The organism is Cedecea sp. B1(4), from assembly GCF_059414925.1.
This window is the reverse complement of the sequence record NZ_JCAHMZ010000004.1, coordinates 501,783-519,492: the sequence shown is the minus strand read 5'-3', so window position 1 is coordinate 519,492 and position 17,710 is coordinate 501,783. Positions and strand designations below refer to the sequence as shown.

Sequence of the window (17,710 nt, the reverse complement as noted above, 5' to 3'; positions counted from 1 at the left end):
ATTGACTTCCCGGTTTTACATAACATTAAGAACGGGGAGCCTGGCAGACTCCCCGTGCTCGGGTCAGGCTTCAATGGCCTTTCCGCGCTCTGCCAGTGCATTCAGGCTACGGGTGAGCTGCATCAGGCTGGTTTCAAGCTTTGCCGCATCAACCGCGATGTATTGTGGGCAGTCTTTACGCCCGCTCATCAGGCAAAGTGCGGCGGATGAACACGCCTCAACGGCATGGCGAAAATCATCTTTTTCATCGTCGGCCAGACTCGCCTGCAGCACAAATGCAGCATCGCGGCTCCTGTGGCAAACATCCAGCAAGCGGGTCCGAAGCTGTTCGCTTTCGCTGACAGACATGTACCCTTTGGCCTTTCTCAACGCCAGGTAGGCGGCGATCTCCCCCTTCGCGACCTGCAGCTTTTGCATCAGGTCGTGTTTGAGCGTACGTCCGGACATAGCGCATCCTCCTCGTGGGCTACCCATTAACCCACAGATTAAGTATGGTCAAGGGGGTGGGGATTCGCAGCGAATATCTTTCGCATTTGATGCTATTTACCGGGCAAGCCGGAGTATGCGATGGGTAAAGTGAAGCGGAATAAATCACGTCTAACGCAAACTGCAATTCTCCAGTACAAATTCCCGCCCAACCTCTGTAGAATCCCTGCCCTAATCTTTCTAATAATTGAACACTTTTTAAGCTATGAGCAATGTGACCCAACAACCCCGTATCGGGTTTGTCTCCCTCGGCTGCCCGAAAAACCTCGTGGACTCCGAACGCATCCTGACTGAACTGCGCACCGAAGGCTATGACGTGGTGCCAAGCTATGACGACGCCGACATGGTCATCGTCAACACCTGCGGCTTCATCGACAGCGCCGTCCAGGAATCGTTGGAAGCCATCGGCGAAGCGCTGAACGAAAACGGAAAGGTGATTGTCACCGGTTGCCTGGGTGCAAAAGAAGATCAGATCCGCGAAGTGCATCCGAAGGTACTGGAAATCACCGGCCCACACAGCTACGAGCAGGTTCTGCAGCACGTTCACCATTACGTGCCCAAACCGCAGCACAACCCGTTTCTGAGCCTGGTGCCGGAACAGGGCGTGAAGCTGACACCGCGTCACTACGCGTATCTGAAAATTTCCGAAGGCTGCAACCATCGCTGCACCTTCTGCATTATCCCGTCCATGCGTGGCGATCTGGACAGCCGCCCAATAGGCGACGTGCTGGCAGAGGCAAAACGTTTGGTTGAAGCGGGCGTGAAAGAGCTGCTGGTGATCTCCCAGGATACTTCCGCTTACGGCGTGGACGTTAAGCACCGCACCGGGTTCTGGAACGGCGCTCCGGTCAAAACCAGCATGGTTAGCCTGTGTGAGCAGTTGGCTAAGCTGGGCGTCTGGACTCGCCTGCACTACGTTTACCCGTATCCACACGTTGATGATGTGATCCCGCTGATGGCGGAAGGCAAGATTCTGCCGTACCTCGATATCCCGCTGCAGCACGCCAGCCCGCGCATTCTGAAGCTGATGAAGCGCCCTGGTTCTGCGGATCGTCAGCTGCAGCGCATCAAGCAGTGGCGTGAAATCTGCCCGGATCTGACCCTACGCTCGACCTTTATCGTCGGCTTCCCGGGTGAAACCGAAGAAGACTTCGAGATGCTGCTCGACTTCCTGAAAGAAGCGCGTCTGGATCGCGTGGGCTGCTTCAAATACAGCCCGGTTGACGGCGCGACCGCCAACGAGCTGCCTGACCAGGTGCCGGAAGAAGTAAAAGAAGAGCGCTGGAACCGCTTTATGCAGCTGCAGCAGAAAATCTCTGCCGAGCGCCTGCAAGAGAAAGTGGGCCGCGAGATTCTGGTCATGGTGGATGAAGTGGACGAAGAAGGCGCCATCGGCCGCAGCATGGCGGATGCCCCTGAAATCGACGGCGCGGTTTACCTGAATGGCGAAACCAAGCTGAAACCAGGCGACGTTGTCCGTGTGAAAGTTGAAAACGCGGATGAGTACGACCTGTGGGGTTCAGTGGTTTAGTTTGCCCCTCACCCTAACCCTCTCCCCACAAGGGAGAGGGAATAATACCCCCCTCTATCCTTGTTTTCTCTCTCCCCCTTTGGGCTGAGGGGAGAAAATACTTAAAACGTATAACTCATTCCCACCGTTAACTCCCGCAGGTTATTTTTATTCACCATTGGGCTGTCGCTGATAGTACTCGGATAAAAACGCTGGGTGAACTGCGCCCAGGTGTTCCAGAGCGGCGTCCAGGCGTAGTTCATTGCCAGCTGCGCGTAAGGCACTATGCTGCCCTGTGGTCGCCATGCCGCAAGGCCTGTTTTTGCCGACTCTTTCTCTGAAACGCCATAGTAATAGCGCGTGTTTTGCGCATTCGAGAAGTCCATTCCCGCTTCCGGTACCAGCGTGAAATCGCCCCACTGCGCCATTGCAATATAGGCTGTATTCGCCGTTAGGCCGTTGCTGACGCCCAGCGTGTCGCCCGCAATTGTCGCGCTGAACGCGCCTATCGACGTGGTGTACTGCATCGTCATGCCGCCCATCATCGTGCTATGGCGATTATTCAGCCCCCGCAGCGCGGGCGTCTGCCCGGTATCTGCCTGATACAGGGTATCGTAGTAATAGACTTTAGCGCGCAGCAGCAGCGTGTCGGTATTGATGAAGTTATAGCCCGCTTCGGTGCCGTCGAGGTACCAGGTTTTGCCGTCGTAGCCGACGTAGGGCAGCGCCCAGCGAAGCTGGTGCCGGGTTTGGTAAGGGGTTTGATACAGGCCCCCCTGCGCGCCAAGCGACCAGTTGGCCGCCGGACAGGCAGTGGCAATCAGCAACGGGCTGAGCAGAAGTGCCCCGGTTATTTTTCTCATTTCTTCACTCCAGGGCAACGAATCTACTGCCTCAGCTTAACCTTTAATTTTCGGATCCAGCGCGTCCCGCAGTCCATCCCCAAGCAAGTTGAACGCCAGCACGGTCAAAAAGATGGCGAGACTCGGGAAAATAGCCACGTGCGGGGCAATCACCATATCCGCCCTCGCCTCGTTCAGCATAGCGCCCCACTCAGGCGTCGGTGGCTGAGCCCCGAGGCCGAGAAATGACAGGCTTGCGGCGGAGATAATCGAGGTCCCGATGCGCATCGTGAAATACACCACAATCGACGAAACGGTTCCCGGCAAAATATGCCGGAAGATGATAGTCGCATCCGGGGCACCAATGCTACGAGCAGACTCAATAAAAGTTTGCTGTTTCAGCACCAGCGTGTTGCCGCGCACCAGGCGGGCAAAGGCCGGAATACTGAAAATCGCCACCGCAATAATCACGTTGGTCATGCCGCTGCCCATCACCGCCACCACCGCGATTGCCAGCAAAATACCGGGGAAAGCGAACAGCACGTCGCAGACTCGCATGATAATGCGGTCCCACCAACCTTCGTAATAGCCCGCCAGCAGACCAAAGAAGGTGCCGATTAGCGCGCCGATAAGCACCGAAAAGACGCCAGCGGCCAGCGAGATTTGCGCCCCGACCAGCACACGACTAAAAATATCCCGCCCGAGAGAATCAACGCCAAACCAGTGCAGCATCGACGGCCCGTCGTTCAGCCTGTCGTAATCGAAATAGTTTTCCGCATCAAAGGGGGCAATCCATGGTGCTATGAGCGCAATCACTACCAGCAGAAGCACAAACAGCCCGGCAGTCATCGCCACGGGCTGCTGGCGAAAACGCCGCAGAAACTCGCTCCACGGGGTACGAATTTGCCCGGCACGTACCACGGGCATCGCGTTGACTATGGCCTGGCGTCGCCAGTTTAAAAGTCGCATCCTTATTTGTACCTGATGGCCGGGTTAATGGCGGCATACAGCAGATCCACCACTAAGTTGATCACAATAAACTCCAGCGAAAACAGCAGAACCTCGGCCTGAATAACCGGGTAATCACGCATCTCCACTGAATCCACCAGCAGGCGCCCTAATCCCGGCCAGTTAAACACTTTTTCCACCACAATAGACCCACCGAGCAGGAAGCCGAACTGCAACCCCATCATGGTGATCACCGGGATCATGGCGTTACGCAGGCCGTGTTTTACCACGATCAGCGTTTCGCTCACGCCTTTCGCCCTGGCGGTACGCATGTAATCTTCGTGCAGCACATCCACAAACGACGCGCGGGTGAATCTCGCCATGACCGCCGCCACCGCCGCCCCAAGGGTAATGGACGGCAGAATGTAGTGCTGCCAGCTGTCGGCCCCCACCGTGGGCAGCCAGCCCAGCTCAACCGAGAAAACCTGCATCAGCAGCATTCCCAGCGCGAAGGCCGGGAATGAAATGCCGGACACGGCAATCGTCATGCTCAGGCGATCCGGCCAGCGGTTGCGCCAGACGGCGGCCACAATGCCGGTCGCCAGGCCAAACAGCGTCGCCCATGCCATGCTGGTCAGCGTCAGCCACAGCGTGGGCATAAAGCGGCTGGCAATCTCTTCAGACACAGGGCGGCGTGAAACCAGCGAGGTGCCAAAGTCCCCCTGCACGACGTGCGTGATGTAATGCAGGAACTGCCGCCACAGCGGTTGATCCAATCCCAGCTGTTTGCGAACAAGTTCGATGACCGTGGCATCCGCTTCCGGCCCGGCAATCAGCCGCGCCGGGTCGCCGGGCAGCAGATGCACGAACAGGAATACCAGCACCGCCACGATGAACAGCGTCGGGATCAGGCCCAAAAGGCGTTTGAGGAAATAGTTAAACATCGCGGCCCCTCACCCTAACCCTCTCCCCAGAGGGGAGAGGGAATCAAGAGACAAGGCACCAACAGGCTTAGCTTTCCCCCTCTCCCTTTTAGGGAGAGGGCCGGGGTGAGGGTCATTATCACGCTACTTCAGATCCGCATTATCAAAACTAAACCCGGTATCCGGCATCACATAGAACCCGGTGAGATTTTTGCTGTGGGCAGAAACAAGTTTTTCCACCACCAGCGGCACCCACGGAGACTCTTTCCAGATCGTATCCTGCGCGTCTTTGTACAGCTTCGCCTTCTCTTCCGGTTTAGTGGTTTTCAGCGCATCGGTCAGGTCTTTGTCCACCTGCGGATTGCTGTAAAACGCGGTGTTAAACAGCGTTGGCGGCCAGTTCTGGGAAGCAAACAGCGGCGACAGCGCCCAGTCAGCCTCGCCGGTTGACGCCGACCAGCCGGTGTAGAACATTCTCACGCCGCTCTCTTTCTGCCCTTTTGCTTCCACTTCGGCAGCACGCTGCCCGGCGTCCATCGCCGTCACTTTCACCTTGATACCAACCTGCGCCAGCTGCTGCTGGGTAAACTGCAGCACTTTCTGCGCGGTACTGTGGTTGTGGGAGGACCAAAGTGTTGTTTCAAAGCCGTTCGGGAAGCCCGCTTCTTTCAGCAGCGCTTTGGCTTTGGCTGGATCATAAGGCCAGGGTTTGAATTTCTCGGCATAGGCAAGCGACGGCGGCACCACGCCTTCTGCTGGCGTAGCGAAGCCGGAGAACGCCACTTTCACCAGCGCCTGGCGGTTAATCGCATAGTTGATGGCTTCGCGGACTTTCGGATTATCAAACGGTTTTTGGGTGACGTTCATGCTGATGTAGCGCTGCATGATCGACGGCGAGGCAACCAGCTCAAGCTTGCTGTTTTTCTCCAGCACGCCCGCCTGCTCGTAAGGGATCGGGAACGCGAACTGCGCCTCGCCGGTTTGCAGCATCGCCGCACGGGTATTGTTATCCACGACCGGGCGCCAGGTAATGCTGTCCAGCTTCGGCAGGCCTTGCTGCCAGTAACCGGCGAATTTCTTCACCTTCACAAAATCGGTCTGGTTCCAGGTATCCAGCTGATACGGGCCGGTACCCACCGGATGGAAGCCGATATCTTTGCCGTATTTTTGCAGCGCAGCCGGGGAGATCATCGCCGTCGCCGGGTGGGCCAGAATATTGATGAACGCCGAGAACGGCTCTTTTAAGGTGATTTTCACCGTGGAAGGATCGACCACCTCCGTTTTGGCAATGGTTTTATACAGGTTGTAGCGCTTGAGGTGGTTGTCAGGGTTGCTGGCGCGATCGAGGTTCGCTTTTACCGCATCGGCATTGAAGTCAGTGCCGTCCTGGAACTTCACGCCAGTGCGCAGCTTGATGGTGTACACCAGGCCGTCGTCAGACACTTTGTAGCTTTCTGCCAGCACGTTCTGCAGTTTCATGTCTTTATCAAGCCCGAACAGCCCCTGATAGAACGATTTGGCCACCGCCTGGGACAGTGTGTCATTCGCGTCGTAAGGATCGAGCGTGGTGAAGTTTGAGGCCACCGCTACGACGACATCTTTAGCAGCGAAAGCGGGCGTGGCGATAACGGCGGAGGCAAGTCCCGCCGCCAGCAGCCATTTTTGCGTTGTGTTAGCTGTCATTATTGTTTTCCTTTATAGGCGATTTTCACTGCTGCCGATGGGGTGGCGGGCGACAAAATGCCCCGGCCCCACCGCAACCAGCGGTGCTACGTGCGGTTCATCCCCCAGGCTGCGCGTGGCGCTGGGGATCTCATCAGACACTAAAACAGGCTTGCGTCCCTTGCGGGTTGGATCAGCCACCGGTACCGCAGCCATGAGTTTGCGGGTGTATGGATGCTGCGGGTTTTCAAACACGGCGCGGCGGGGGCCAATTTCAACAATTTGGCCCAGATACATGACCGCCACGCGATGGCTGATGCGTTCCACGACGGCCATGTCGTGGGAAATAAACAGAAAAGCGATGCCAAATTCGCGCTGCAGGTCGAGCAGCAGGTTAACGATTTGCGCCCGAATCGACACATCCAGCGCCGAGACGGACTCGTCGGCAATCACCACCTTCGGGTTCAGCGCCAGCACGCGGGCAATACAAACCCTCTGCCGCTGGCCGCCGGAGAACTCATGCGGGTAACGCCACGCGTGCTCAGGCTGTAAACCGACTCGCTCAAGCAGCCAGGCGACGCGCTGCTGGGCCTCTTCTTTAGGCATCGCCTGGTGCACCAGCAGCGGCTCCATAATGGAGTAGCCGACGGTCTGGCGCGGATCCAGCGAGGCATACGGATCCTGGAAAATAAACTGAATGTCTTTGCGAACGTGCTGCAGCTCGCCGTTAGGCAAATTATCAATACGCTGACCGTTAAAGGTGATGGTGCCGCCCTGGGTTTCCACCAGCCGCAGCAGCGAGCGCCCGGTGGTCGATTTACCACAGCCGGACTCGCCCACCAGCGCCAGCGTTTCGCCGGGCAATAAATCAAAACTCACCTTTTCAACGGCATGCACCTGGCGCGTCACCCGGTTGAATATTCCGCTACGCAGTGGGAAGCGGGTCACCAGATCGCGAACTTCAAGTACCGGCTTCGCGCCGGGAGGAATCGTATCCTGCTCGGTTTCAGGCTCTTGCTGATTCGGTTGTCCTGGGACTATCAGCGGGAATTTGCGCGGTAAATCGCTGCCGTTCATGGCGCCAAGCCTTGGTACGGCAGCCAGCAAAGCCTGGGTGTAGGCGTGCTGCGGGTTCTGGAATATTTGCTCCACGGTGCCGGTTTCAACCGCTTCCCCCCGGTACATCACCAGCACCCTGTCGGCGATGTCCGCCACCACGCCCATATCGTGGGTGATGAAAATGACGCCCATCTGCATTTCATCCTGCAGAACGCGAATAAGCTGCAGAATTTGCGCCTGAATAGTCACGTCGAGGGCAGTTGTCGGCTCATCGGCGATCAGCACCGCCGGACGGCAGGAGAGCGCCATAGCAATCATCACTCGCTGGCGCATCCCGCCGGAGAGCTGGTGCGGATAGCGGTTCAGGATGGCCTGTGCCTCAGGAATACGCACGCGTTCTAACATGCGCTTTGCTTCCGCCAGCGCCGCACGTCCATCCAGCTGTTGATGTAAACGGATGGACTCGGCGATTTGTTCGCCCACGGTGAACACCGGATTAAGCGAGGTCATCGGCTCCTGGAAAATCATGGCCACATCCGCCCCGCGCACGCGACGCATCTGGGCGTTGCTCAGCTCGGGCAGGTTCAGCACCTCTTTATTACGCCGACGCAGCAGCAGCTTGTCGCAGCTAACCTGCCCGCCGCCCTGCTCCAGCAGGCGCATCAGCGCCATCGCCGTGACCGACTTCCCGGAACCAGACTCGCCCACGATAGCCAGCGTTTCGCCCCGGTTAAGGGTCAACGACAGGTGGCGTACCGCGTCGGTAACCTGCTGCTGTTGGCGAAAGCGAATATTGAGGTCGCTAACGGCAAGCACCTGCTCGTCCGGTAGCTCATGACTGTGCGGCATTAACTCTCCTGGTCACGATAAATTCCTACGTTCGGGGCATCGCCGACAAAGCCAAAGCCACGGTACATTCCTTCGCTGTTAAACGGCAGCGCCACGTTCCCCTGATTGTCGATGGCAATCATGCCGCCGCTCCCTCCCAGCGCGGGCAGTTTCTCCATCACCACGCGGTCAACGGCCTGCTGCAGACTTAGTCCGGCATACTCCATAAGGGCCGCAATATCGTAGGCCGCCAGCGTGCGGATAAAAACTTCGCCCGTGCCGGTGCAGGACACGGCCACGTTGGCGTTGTTGGCATAGCAGCCCGCACCGACTAAGGGAGAATCCCCTACCCGGCCCGGCAGTTTATTGGTCATTCCGCCGGTGGACGTTGCTGCCGCCAGATTCCCCAGTTTATCCAGCGCCACTGCGCCTACCGTGCCAAATTTTTTATCTGCATCAATCGGCTCAGCCCCGTCATGATCCAACCGCATTTGCTGACTTTCACGGGCGCGCAGCAGCTGCTGATAGCGTTCTTCGGTCGAAAAAAGCGTGGCCTCTACCGGCTCAAGCCCATTCTGCACGGCAAAACGCTCCGCCCCTTCGCCAATCATCAGCACGTGCGGGCTGTTTTCCAGCACTAATCTTGCCGCCAGGATCGGGTTGCGAATATGGCTCACACCCGCCACCGCCCCGGCATTCAGGCTGTTGCCGTCCATCACGCAGGCGTCCAGTTCGTGTGTACCAACGCTTGTGAACACCGACCCAACTCCGGCGTTAAACAGCGGGCACTCCTCCAGCAGTCGCACCGCCTCGGTCACCGCGTCCAGCGCGCTGCCGCCGCGTGCAAGGATCTGCTGCCCGGCTTCAACAATGTCGGAGAGCGCGCTAATAAATTGCAGCTCTTTTTCCGGCGTTAGGTGGGCGCGGGTCAGGGCCCCGGCCCCGCCATGAATAGCGATAACGGCTTTGGTCATTCGGCATTGCCTGTTGAAAGTGGTATTCGGCAGCGTTTTTTCTATAAATATCAGAATCGTTGCCAAACATTGATACGATTTTTGAATATAGAAAGACGTAAAAGTGTTGTAAAGAAAATTGACATTACTCAGTGAATCCCGGGCAGCCCCGGAAGAGAGAGAAGATGGCGACTTTTGAAACTAAAGTCGCCATTTTTAAGGTAATAACAAAATCTTAGAACTTCGCGCTGATCCCCACGTTGTAGCTGGTCTGGTTGCCGTCGCTTAAGCCTGCCGTTTGTGCCACAGCCGCGAATGCGGACACGGTATTCGACAGCGGCATATCTGCCCCGATGGCGATATCGGCCCAGTTTTTATCCAGCTGTTCACCGCTGCGGCTGAAAGTCAGCGCAGTGGATTTTAGGCCGCCGTTCGCCCGATAACTGTCATCGCCGAACTGATGGCGATAGCTTGCCTGCGCCCAGGGATTAATGACGCCCAGCTTCGTGTCCACGCGCCAGCCGGCGCTGCCGATTTGCGAATGGCCGTTCTGGTCGCCAAAGCGCATAGCCGTGCTGCTATTGCCGTTTTCACTGTAGCCGTTTACGTGGCTGTAATCCCAGGCGTATTGCAGCACCGGCCCCGTGGTTAGCCAGGCCGTGACGGGGATATCGTAGCCAGCCGTCAATCGCGCGCCATACAGCCTGCCGTCAGTGTCGCCTTTTTCCGTGCGCGTAAGTTGCCCCAGGGTGATATCGCGCTGAATATTAGTGAAGTCGGCAGAGAGATAATGCACGTCCCCGTTCAGCCAGGCCTGGCCCGCGCGAAGCTGGCCAAAGAGCGCCGCCTGAAAACCTCGGGTATCGTAGCGGTAGCCGTCGTCCGGGCGTTGATTGTCCAGCGAACCGGCGATCAGCCCGCCCAGCACCACGTTTTCGTTCAGCTGATAGTCGAGACCGACGGTCAGGTTATTGGTGTTACCTTTGCCGTCGCCGGTTTCGCTATTGCCGCTGTACCGCTGATACCCGCCGCTGTAGCCGCCAAACACACCCAGTGAACCTGCGGTGTTATCACCCTGGCGCAGCTGCTGATAGCGGCTGTCGAGCGTTGCCCGGCTGCCGCGCACCATCGCCTGCGTGCCCTGGTTCAGGCGAGTGACCTGCACAGGCGCGACGATAATCGACTCAATGTACTGGGCAATGATGCTGTGAACCTGCGGGCTCGGGTGGAAATGATCGGCAAACAGATAATCCTGCGCGGCGTTAAATCCCGGCGTGGAGCTGGTGCAGTCGGTCGCCGCCACGCCCGGCGGGCAGGCCATCCCGGCGGTGTTTGTCAGACCGAAGGCCTGAGGATTAGCCAGAATCTCCTGGAAGACGCCGTTGATATCCGCCCGGGCGATATTCCCCCCATGCTGCAGCAGGGCCTGATCTTCGGCGCTGTTGTAGAACGTGGTAAGTAAAGCGGCCTGCTGCACGGCCCGATCGTAGGCGGCTATCAGCTGCGCGGCTACCCCTTGCTGAACGAGCGGATTGGAACTGACAACGGAAGCCGCCGCCTGTAACGCCTGATGAATCGCCTGCTGACGACTCGCCAGGTCAGGCGTTTGTGCCGCATCCAAAGACGCATAGGCAGCCTGAATCGCAGGCGTGGCCGCCGCCCCAAGCCCGGCACTGAGTACCAGTTCCATTAGCGTTGGCGTGGCGCCGATATTCGGAACGTTCGGCACCACCACCAGCCCGGCGCCCGCATCAAGCAAAGCCCCCACCTGAGCGGCGGCGTTGGCCGCGCTGTTGGCCGCTATCCCCTGCGCCAGCGCAGGCTGAGTGGCGGCCGCGGCAAGATCGTTGCCACCGATCCAGTGAATATATAAGCCGTTGCCATCTGCCTGCCCACCGGTCTGGCTCAGGTAGCGCTGAACCTGGCTTTGCGTATTATCGGCCGGATTAAGCGCGGGCACAGCGGTGCCCCCGCCTGCGGCATAGTTGCTCCCCCCTTCGCGGGAGGGGGTCAGCGTCAGGCCATAATGTGCGGCGAGCTGCTCGTCATAGAGCTTGTTCTGGCTGCTGTTCCAGGTCCAGCGTCCGTTGTTGCCGGTATCGCTGAGGCTGTCGCCAAAAACGGTGAGAGAATCAAAGGCAAATGCAGATGAGGTGAAGCCCACCGCGGCGGCCAGCATACTGAATTTGAATGTTTTTTGTTTGCTTATCATCAGTTCTTCCTTGCAAGGTTTTTATTAGCCACAATGACTATAGCCAATGGCGATTGACACGCAGGCCGAGCGTAAAGAAGAAAGGTGACAACGTGATGTAACGCATGTCCGACCACTGGCGAAAGGTTTTTGCTGATCCCAGACATGCCGTCAGGCGGCGTTTTCTGCCATACTAAGGCCTTATTTTGCCCCTGCCCCAGGAGTCATGAATGGAATTTACCGCCGGGCTGATCCCGCTTGAAACCGCACTTGAACAGATGCTGTCCCGTATTCATCCGTTGTCTGAAACAGAAACCCTGCCGCTGCTGCTGGCCACGAGCCGCGTCACGGCAGCCCCGGTGGTCTCGCCGCTGGATGTCCCCGGTTTCGATAACTCAGCGATGGACGGCTACGCGGTGAGGCTGGCGGATATCAAAGCCGGGGGCGCACTGCCCGTTGCCGGGAAAGCCTTCGCCGGACAACCGTTTAGCGGTGAATGGCCTGCAGGCACCTGCGTGCGCATCATGACCGGCGCGCCGATCCCTGTCGGAGCTGAAGCCGTTGTGATGCAGGAAGAGACGGAAGTCACCGAAAGCGGCGTGCGTTTTAACGCTCCGGTGAAGAACGGCCAGAATATTCGCCGTCGCGGTGAGGATATCCATCAGGGCGCCAGCGTGCTGGCCGCAGGCGTGAAATTAACCGCCGCCGAACTGCCGCTGATTGCCTCTCTGGGCATCCCGGAAGTGAAGGCCTATCGCAAAGTGCGTGCGGCAGTGTTCTCCACCGGCGACGAACTCCAACTTCCGGGCCAGCCGCTGGCCGAAGGCCAAATCTACGATACCAACCGCCTGGCGGTGCACATCATGCTGGAGCAGTTGGGCTGTGAAGTGATTGACCTCGGCATCGTTCGGGATGACCAGGCCGCCCTTCGCGCGGTGTTTAACGAAGCGGACAGCCGGGCAGATGTGGTCATCAGCAGCGGCGGTGTTTCCGTGGGCGAAGCCGATTACACCAAACAAATCCTCGAAGAGCTGGGCGAAGTCGGCTTCTGGAAGCTGGCGATTAAACCGGGCAAACCGTTTGCCTTTGGACGCCTGAAAAACAGCTGGTTCTGCGGTCTACCGGGCAACCCGGTTTCCGCCGCTCTGACGTTCTACCAGCTAGTGCAGCCGCTGTTGGCGAAGCTGAGCGGGCAAATCGCCAGCCCTCTGCCGCCGCGCATGCGCGTTCGCACCGTCGGCAAGCTGAAGAAATCCCCTGGCCGCCTCGACTTCCAGCGCGGCATTCTTCGCCGCAATGAGCAAGGCGACCTTGAGGTGTTAAGCACCGGGCATCAGGGATCGCATATTTTCAGTTCCTTCAGCCAGGCCAACTGTTTTGTGGTGCTGGAACGCGAACGCGGCAACGTCGAGGCCGGGGAATGGGTTGAGGTCGAACCGTTTAATCCGCTGTTCGGAGGCTGAAATGGTCGAGCTTAGCGATGAGGAGATGCTGCGCTACAACCGCCAGATTGTGCTGCGCGGCTTTGACTTTGACGGCCAGGAAAAGCTTAAGGCTTCGCGAGTGCTCATCGTCGGGCTGGGTGGGCTGGGCTGCGCGGCGGCACAGTACCTGGCAGCCGCGGGCGTGGGCCAGCTCACGCTGCTCGATTTCGACACCGTTTCACTCTCAAACCTCCAGCGGCAAACGCTGCACAGTGATGCCACAATTGGCAAACCGAAGGTGGATTCCGCGCGGGATTCACTGGCAGCGATTAATCCGCATATCCAACTCGACACCGTCAATGCTCTGCTCGAATACCCTCAGCTTTCCGGGTTGATCGCCCGCCACGATGTCGTGCTGGACTGCACGGATAACGTGGCTATACGCAACCAGCTCAACCGCGGCTGCCATCAGCATAAGATCCCGCTAGTGTCCGGGGCGGCCATACGCATGGAGGGCCAGGTCAGCGTCTTCACGTATCAGGATAACGAGCCCTGCTACCGCTGCCTGAGCCGTCTGTTTGGCGAAAGTACGCTGAGCTGCGTCGAGGCTGGCGTTATGGCCCCGCTGGTCGGGATTATCGGCTCGCTGGAAGCCATGGAGACCATCAAGCTGCTGGCAAACTACGGCACTCCAGCGCGCGGGAAAATCGTGCTTTACGATGCGATGACCTGTCAGTTCAGAGAGATGAAGCTGGCACGTAACCCGCAGTGTGAAGTGTGCGGGTAAAAACGAAAACGGGGATATCATTATCCCCGTTATTTTTAGACCGCCAGATCGGTGAGCATCACCTTGGCGATTTCGAAGTAAATCAGCAGCCCGGTTCCGTCGATTAAGGTCGTGATAAACGGCGCCGACACCACGGCCGGATCGATGTTCACCTTACGAAGCAGCATCGGAATAATCGAAGAAACAATCGCGCTCCAGACGGTGATGGCGATGAGCGTCAGGCTCACCACCATCATCACTTCCATACCCACGCCCAGCATCCAGGCCCGAATAAACCCGGCGGTACCAATGGTTAAGGCAATGAGCACCGAGGCCGAGATCTCCTTGCGCAAAATAGCGCCCAAATCCTTTAGCCCCACTTCGCCGAGCGCCATCGCCCTGACCAGCGTCGAGGTAATTTGTGTGCCGGTATTGCCGCCGGTGCCAATCAGCAACGGGATAAAGAACGCCAGCGCAATCGCCGCTTCAAGCTGATCTTCAAACGATTTAATCACCGAGCTGGTGTAAGCCTCAGCCACAAACAGCAGCAGCAGCCAGACCGATCTTTTGCGCCACAGCGTAAAGACGCTGCTTTGCAGATAAGGCGTTTCCAGCGGCGACGACGCGCCCTGCAACTGGCTATCCAGCGTGTTTTCGTCCTCAAGCAGCTGAGCGATTTCCTGCGGGCCCAGCACGCCTTTCAGCTTGCCGTAGCTCAAAACAGGGATGTAGTTAGCGCCCGCCTTTTTAATATCCACGCAGGCTTCATGCCGCGTTTTTTCCGGCGTTAATGAGAACGCCACGGGCCGCATCAGGTCACTGAGTAGCGCCTCTTTGTCGGCCTGCAGCAGCGATTTTACCGGCACGAGGCCAAACAGATGAGCATCGTCGTCCACCACAAATATCTGCGACGGGATCTGCTCATTTTTAATGCCCGAGCAGAACAACGCCTGCGCATCCTGCACCGAAGTGCCCGGCGGTAAAGCGATGTAATCCTGGCTCAGGTAAGCCAGCACGGTGTTTTGTGAGTCTGAGGATGGCAGTTTGACGGACACGGCCAGTGAAGCGCGGGTGTGCGCTGAGGTATTAGTTGAAAAGGTCATGATTTTTCCCCGGTTACTGTTTTAAAAATAAACAGTCCTCATCCTGGGGCGAAGCAAGATATGAGAGTGCTGACGCTATCTCCATGTCTCGGTTTTAGCACTGCACAACGTATCCCCAAAAGCGGGGGAAGTTACCTGGGGTTATACCTTCGCTCGATATAACCTGTCCTAATCTTGGGCGTCTCTCGACGTCGTCAGATCAGCAACCTATGTTTGTACAGGAGCCTCGCCTAACGAGATACTGCAAGTCTTCCGCGGCCTATAGTAGGGATTTAAACTTCGGGCGCAAGGCAAAGAGCCTGCGCTGTTTAGGGTTTATTTATGCTTTTTTTCTGCTCAGTCGTAGAGTTTATCGCTGGTCACCGCCGGTCGACCTTTCCCCGCTCCCACTCGCCGCACTGACGCCTGCACCTTCAGCGTGCCGCCCAACAGAATATTCACCACCGGCGCTTCCGGGCGCATCAGGCGCTGCTGCAGCAGTTGAACCGCCTCCTCACCCAGTTCGTCCCTGGGAACATGAACCGAGGTTAAAGGCACGTCATGGATTTCGGCCAGGTTAAAGCCATCGATGCTCATTACCGACATATCCTGAGGCACGCGCAGCCCTGCTTTTTGCAGAGCACTAACGGCGCCTGCCGCCATAAAGTCGCCGCCGACTAACAGCGCGCTCGGCCAGGCCGGTCGCGGCGTAACGGCCAGATAGTCGCTGATTAAGGCCTCGCTCTCTTTGGCACCGAAGCTTTGGGCGACTAACAAATGCCGGGTCTCATCAAACGACAAATTACGGCTGTCCCACGCATCCCGAATCCCGGCCAGGCGCTGTTCCATGGTATAGCGACGCAGGCACATTAACGTCAGTACGCCTTTATGCCCCATGTCGAACAGATAATTTGCGGCAAAGCGGCCGGTCATCAGGTGATCCGGCGCCACGCCTGAAAGACGCATTTTGCGATCCTGGCAGTTGATCAGCACGCAGGGCTTGCCCAGATCCGCCGCCAGATCGTGGATGTGCGGATCATCAATCCCCAGCAGAATGGCCGCTTCGGTTTCCGGCTCGCTCATCTTGCTGAGAAACAGTCCGGTATCGCTGTCATTCTCTTCCAGCGCGCAGAAGCGCAGCCTGGCGTCGTGAGGCACCAGCGCCTTGCCGATACCCTGCATTACCCGGTAGTAGAAGACGTCCAGCCGCTCATCAAACGCCCGACGGGGCGCAAAAACCACCAGGCTGTTGACCAATAATCTGCCCGCGGCAATGCCCTGCAATACCCCCTTAGCTTTGGCGCAGGCCAGTACCCGCTGGCGGGCCGACTCGCTGGTATTCCCCTTGCCCGCCAGCACGCGGGAAACGGTGCTTATCGACAGCCCCGTTTGCGCGGCAATTTCGGTGATTTTTAGCGTTTTACTCATTTTGTGATCGACGCCCGTTTGTGAAATGAAAAAATTTTCATGACTGCGATTACGCCATAGTGCCGGAAATTTAGCGTTATTTCTTCGCGTCGGATCGAGGCAGTGAAAATATTTGCAAAAATTGCGCTATTGGTTGGCTGATAACTCAATTACGCTCCATTTTGTTAACCAATAAGGTTCTCACTAAAAACAAAAATAAAATTAACAATATAAAAATCAAATAATTAAATAACAACTATCGCCAAAAGTAGTGGCATACCAATTCTACTAATTACCCTACAAGGTGGAGTGAACTATGAGTCATGGCATCGACCAACCGATAACCGCCGTTAAGGCAGGACGCGTTTTCCGACATTTGCGCTGGTGGGTTCTGGTTCTGTTCTTACTTGGCGTCACCGTGAACTACATCACGCGTAATGCGCTGGGGATCCTGGCGCCTGAACTGAAAACCTCCCTCGGCATTACCACCGAACAATATTCCTGGATAGTCGGCGCTTTTCAGCTGGCCTATACGCTGTTCCAGCCCCTCTGCGGCTGGCTGATCGACGTGATTGGCCTGAAGATCGGTTTTCTGATCTGCGCCAGCATCTGGGCGGTGATGTGCATGCTGCATGCCGGCGCCGGGAGCTGGTTACAGCTGGCTATTTTGCGCTTCATGATGGGCGGCGCGGAGGCCGCAGCCACGCCCGCCAACGCCAAAACGCTGGGAGAATGGTTCCCGAAAAAAGAGCGCCCGATTGCCGCAGGCTGGGCCGGGGTGGGCTTTTCCATCGGCGCAATGCTGGCTCCGCCGATTATCTATTTTGCCCACAGTTTTTTTGGCTGGCAGGGTGCCTTTATGTTCAGCGGCGCGCTGGCGCTAGGGTGGGTTGTACTGTGGTGGCTGTTTTACCACAACCCGGAACAGCACCCGAACCTGAGCAAGGAAGAACTGGCGTTCATCAAGCAGGACAACGAGCCGCCCGCCGTGAAACTGCCGTTTTTCACCGCCCTGAAAACCGTCTCCAAAAATAAACGCTTTTACGGCATCGCCATTCCAGCTTTTATGGCAGAACCCGCCTGGGCGGTCCTGAGCTTTTGGGTTCCGCTTTACCTGGCCAACGAACGCGGAATGGATCTCAAACAGATTGCTATGTTCGCCTGGCTGCCGTTCCTCGCCGCCGATATCGGCAGCATTGCCAGCGGCTATCTGACCAAAGTTTACGTCCGTATTTTTGGCTGCTCGCGTACCAATTCCGTGGTGGCGAGTTCGGTAACCGGGGCGTTCCTGATGCTTTCTCTGGCGCTGGTCGCCGTCACCAAAGATCCCTGGGTTGCCATCCTGCTTATCTCCATCGGCGGCTTCGGGCACCAGATTATCTCCTGCATGCTCAGCGCGCTGGTGGTGGACTCGTTTGATAAAGGCCAGATGGCCACAGTCAACGGCATGCGCGGTTCGGCAGCCTGGATTGCCAGCTTTATCTTCTCTCTGATCATCGGCGTCACCGCCGACAAGATTGGCTTCAACCCGCTCTTTATCGCCATGGGCTTTTTTGATCTGATCGGCGCGGTGTTCCTGGTGGCATTTATCGCCGAACGCCGCGCAAAACGCACCTGAATGGATGGTCT

At 57.5% G+C, this 17,710-nt stretch carries 14 protein-coding genes and 1 riboswitch; of the genes, 4 read left to right on the top strand and 10 right to left on the bottom strand.

The window, feature by feature from the left end:
- Positions 1-63 precede the first annotated feature (63 nt).
- Positions 64-447, bottom strand: a complete 384-nt coding sequence (locus ACR6JA_RS12010; RefSeq protein ID WP_213712659.1) for a biofilm formation regulator BssR — start codon at positions 445-447, stop codon at positions 64-66.
- Positions 448-691: 244 nt separating this feature from the next.
- Here ACR6JA_RS12010 and rimO point away from each other — a divergent pair, with 244 nt between their 5' ends.
- Positions 692-2,017 (top strand): 30S ribosomal protein S12 methylthiotransferase RimO, encoded by a 1,326-nt coding sequence (gene rimO / locus ACR6JA_RS12005; protein WP_008455208.1) that lies wholly within the window; start codon positions 692-694, stop codon positions 2,015-2,017.
- A gap of 101 nt (positions 2,018-2,118) precedes the next feature.
- Here the strand turns inward: rimO and ACR6JA_RS12000 are convergent, their stop codons facing one another.
- The 7 genes from ACR6JA_RS12000 to ACR6JA_RS11970 form a co-directional block, all read right to left on the bottom strand.
- Complete coding sequence (locus ACR6JA_RS12000) at positions 2,119-2,859, bottom strand: MipA/OmpV family protein (protein WP_494492829.1); 741 nt, start codon at positions 2,857-2,859, stop codon at positions 2,119-2,121.
- A 36-nt stretch (positions 2,860-2,895) separates the two neighbouring features.
- A complete protein-coding gene (gene gsiD / locus ACR6JA_RS11995) occupies positions 2,896-3,807 on the bottom strand; it encodes a glutathione ABC transporter permease GsiD (protein WP_213712662.1) in 912 nt (303 codons plus the stop codon).
- 2 nt (positions 3,808-3,809) lie between these two features.
- Positions 3,810-4,730, bottom strand: coding sequence for a glutathione ABC transporter permease GsiC (gene gsiC / locus ACR6JA_RS11990; protein ID WP_039295349.1), 921 nt, complete (start codon positions 4,728-4,730; stop codon positions 3,810-3,812).
- A gap of 123 nt (positions 4,731-4,853) precedes the next feature.
- Positions 4,854-6,392: a glutathione ABC transporter substrate-binding protein GsiB gene (gene gsiB / locus ACR6JA_RS11985; protein WP_213712664.1), complete on the bottom strand. Its 1,539-nt coding sequence runs from the start codon at positions 6,390-6,392 to the stop codon at positions 4,854-4,856.
- Positions 6,393-6,404: 12 nt separating this feature from the next.
- A complete protein-coding gene (gsiA, locus tag ACR6JA_RS11980) occupies positions 6,405-8,279 on the bottom strand; it encodes a glutathione ABC transporter ATP-binding protein GsiA (RefSeq protein ID WP_494492828.1) in 1,875 nt (624 codons plus the stop codon).
- Complete coding sequence (gene iaaA, locus ACR6JA_RS11975; RefSeq protein WP_494492827.1) at positions 8,279-9,232, bottom strand: beta-aspartyl-peptidase; 954 nt, start codon at positions 9,230-9,232, stop codon at positions 8,279-8,281. Before iaaA ends, gsiA begins: the two co-directional genes overlap by 1 nt.
- Positions 9,233-9,446: 214 nt before the next feature.
- Positions 9,447-11,390, bottom strand: a complete 1,944-nt coding sequence (locus ACR6JA_RS11970) for an autotransporter outer membrane beta-barrel domain-containing protein (protein WP_434082309.1) — start codon at positions 11,388-11,390, stop codon at positions 9,447-9,449.
- 242 nt (positions 11,391-11,632) lie between these two features.
- On the opposite strand from ACR6JA_RS11970, the gene moeA reads away from it, so the two are divergent.
- Positions 11,633-12,865 carry a molybdopterin molybdotransferase MoeA gene (moeA, locus tag ACR6JA_RS11965; protein WP_494492826.1) on the top strand — a complete coding sequence of 411 codons (1,233 nt, stop codon included), beginning with the start codon at positions 11,633-11,635 and terminating at the stop codon, positions 12,863-12,865.
- A gap of 1 nt (position 12,866) precedes the next feature.
- Positions 12,867-13,613, top strand: coding sequence for a molybdopterin-synthase adenylyltransferase MoeB (gene moeB / locus ACR6JA_RS11960; protein WP_213712673.1), 747 nt, complete (start codon positions 12,867-12,869; stop codon positions 13,611-13,613).
- A gap of 35 nt (positions 13,614-13,648) precedes the next feature.
- On the opposite strand, the gene ACR6JA_RS11955 is transcribed toward moeB, so the two are convergent.
- A complete protein-coding gene (locus ACR6JA_RS11955; protein ID WP_008455228.1) occupies positions 13,649-14,695 on the bottom strand; it encodes a magnesium transporter in 1,047 nt (348 codons plus the stop codon).
- Positions 14,696-14,767: 72 nt separating this feature from the next.
- Positions 14,768-14,940, bottom strand: a riboswitch (M-box (ykoK) riboswitch).
- Between the two features lie 91 nt (positions 14,941-15,031).
- A complete protein-coding gene (locus tag ACR6JA_RS11950) occupies positions 15,032-16,102 on the bottom strand; it encodes a LacI family DNA-binding transcriptional regulator (protein WP_494492825.1) in 1,071 nt (356 codons plus the stop codon).
- Between the two features lie 295 nt (positions 16,103-16,397).
- On the opposite strand from ACR6JA_RS11950, the gene ACR6JA_RS11945 reads away from it, so the two are divergent.
- Complete coding sequence (locus tag ACR6JA_RS11945; protein ID WP_494492824.1) at positions 16,398-17,699, top strand: MFS transporter; 1,302 nt, start codon at positions 16,398-16,400, stop codon at positions 17,697-17,699.
- The last annotated feature ends 11 nt before the right edge of the window (positions 17,700-17,710 follow it).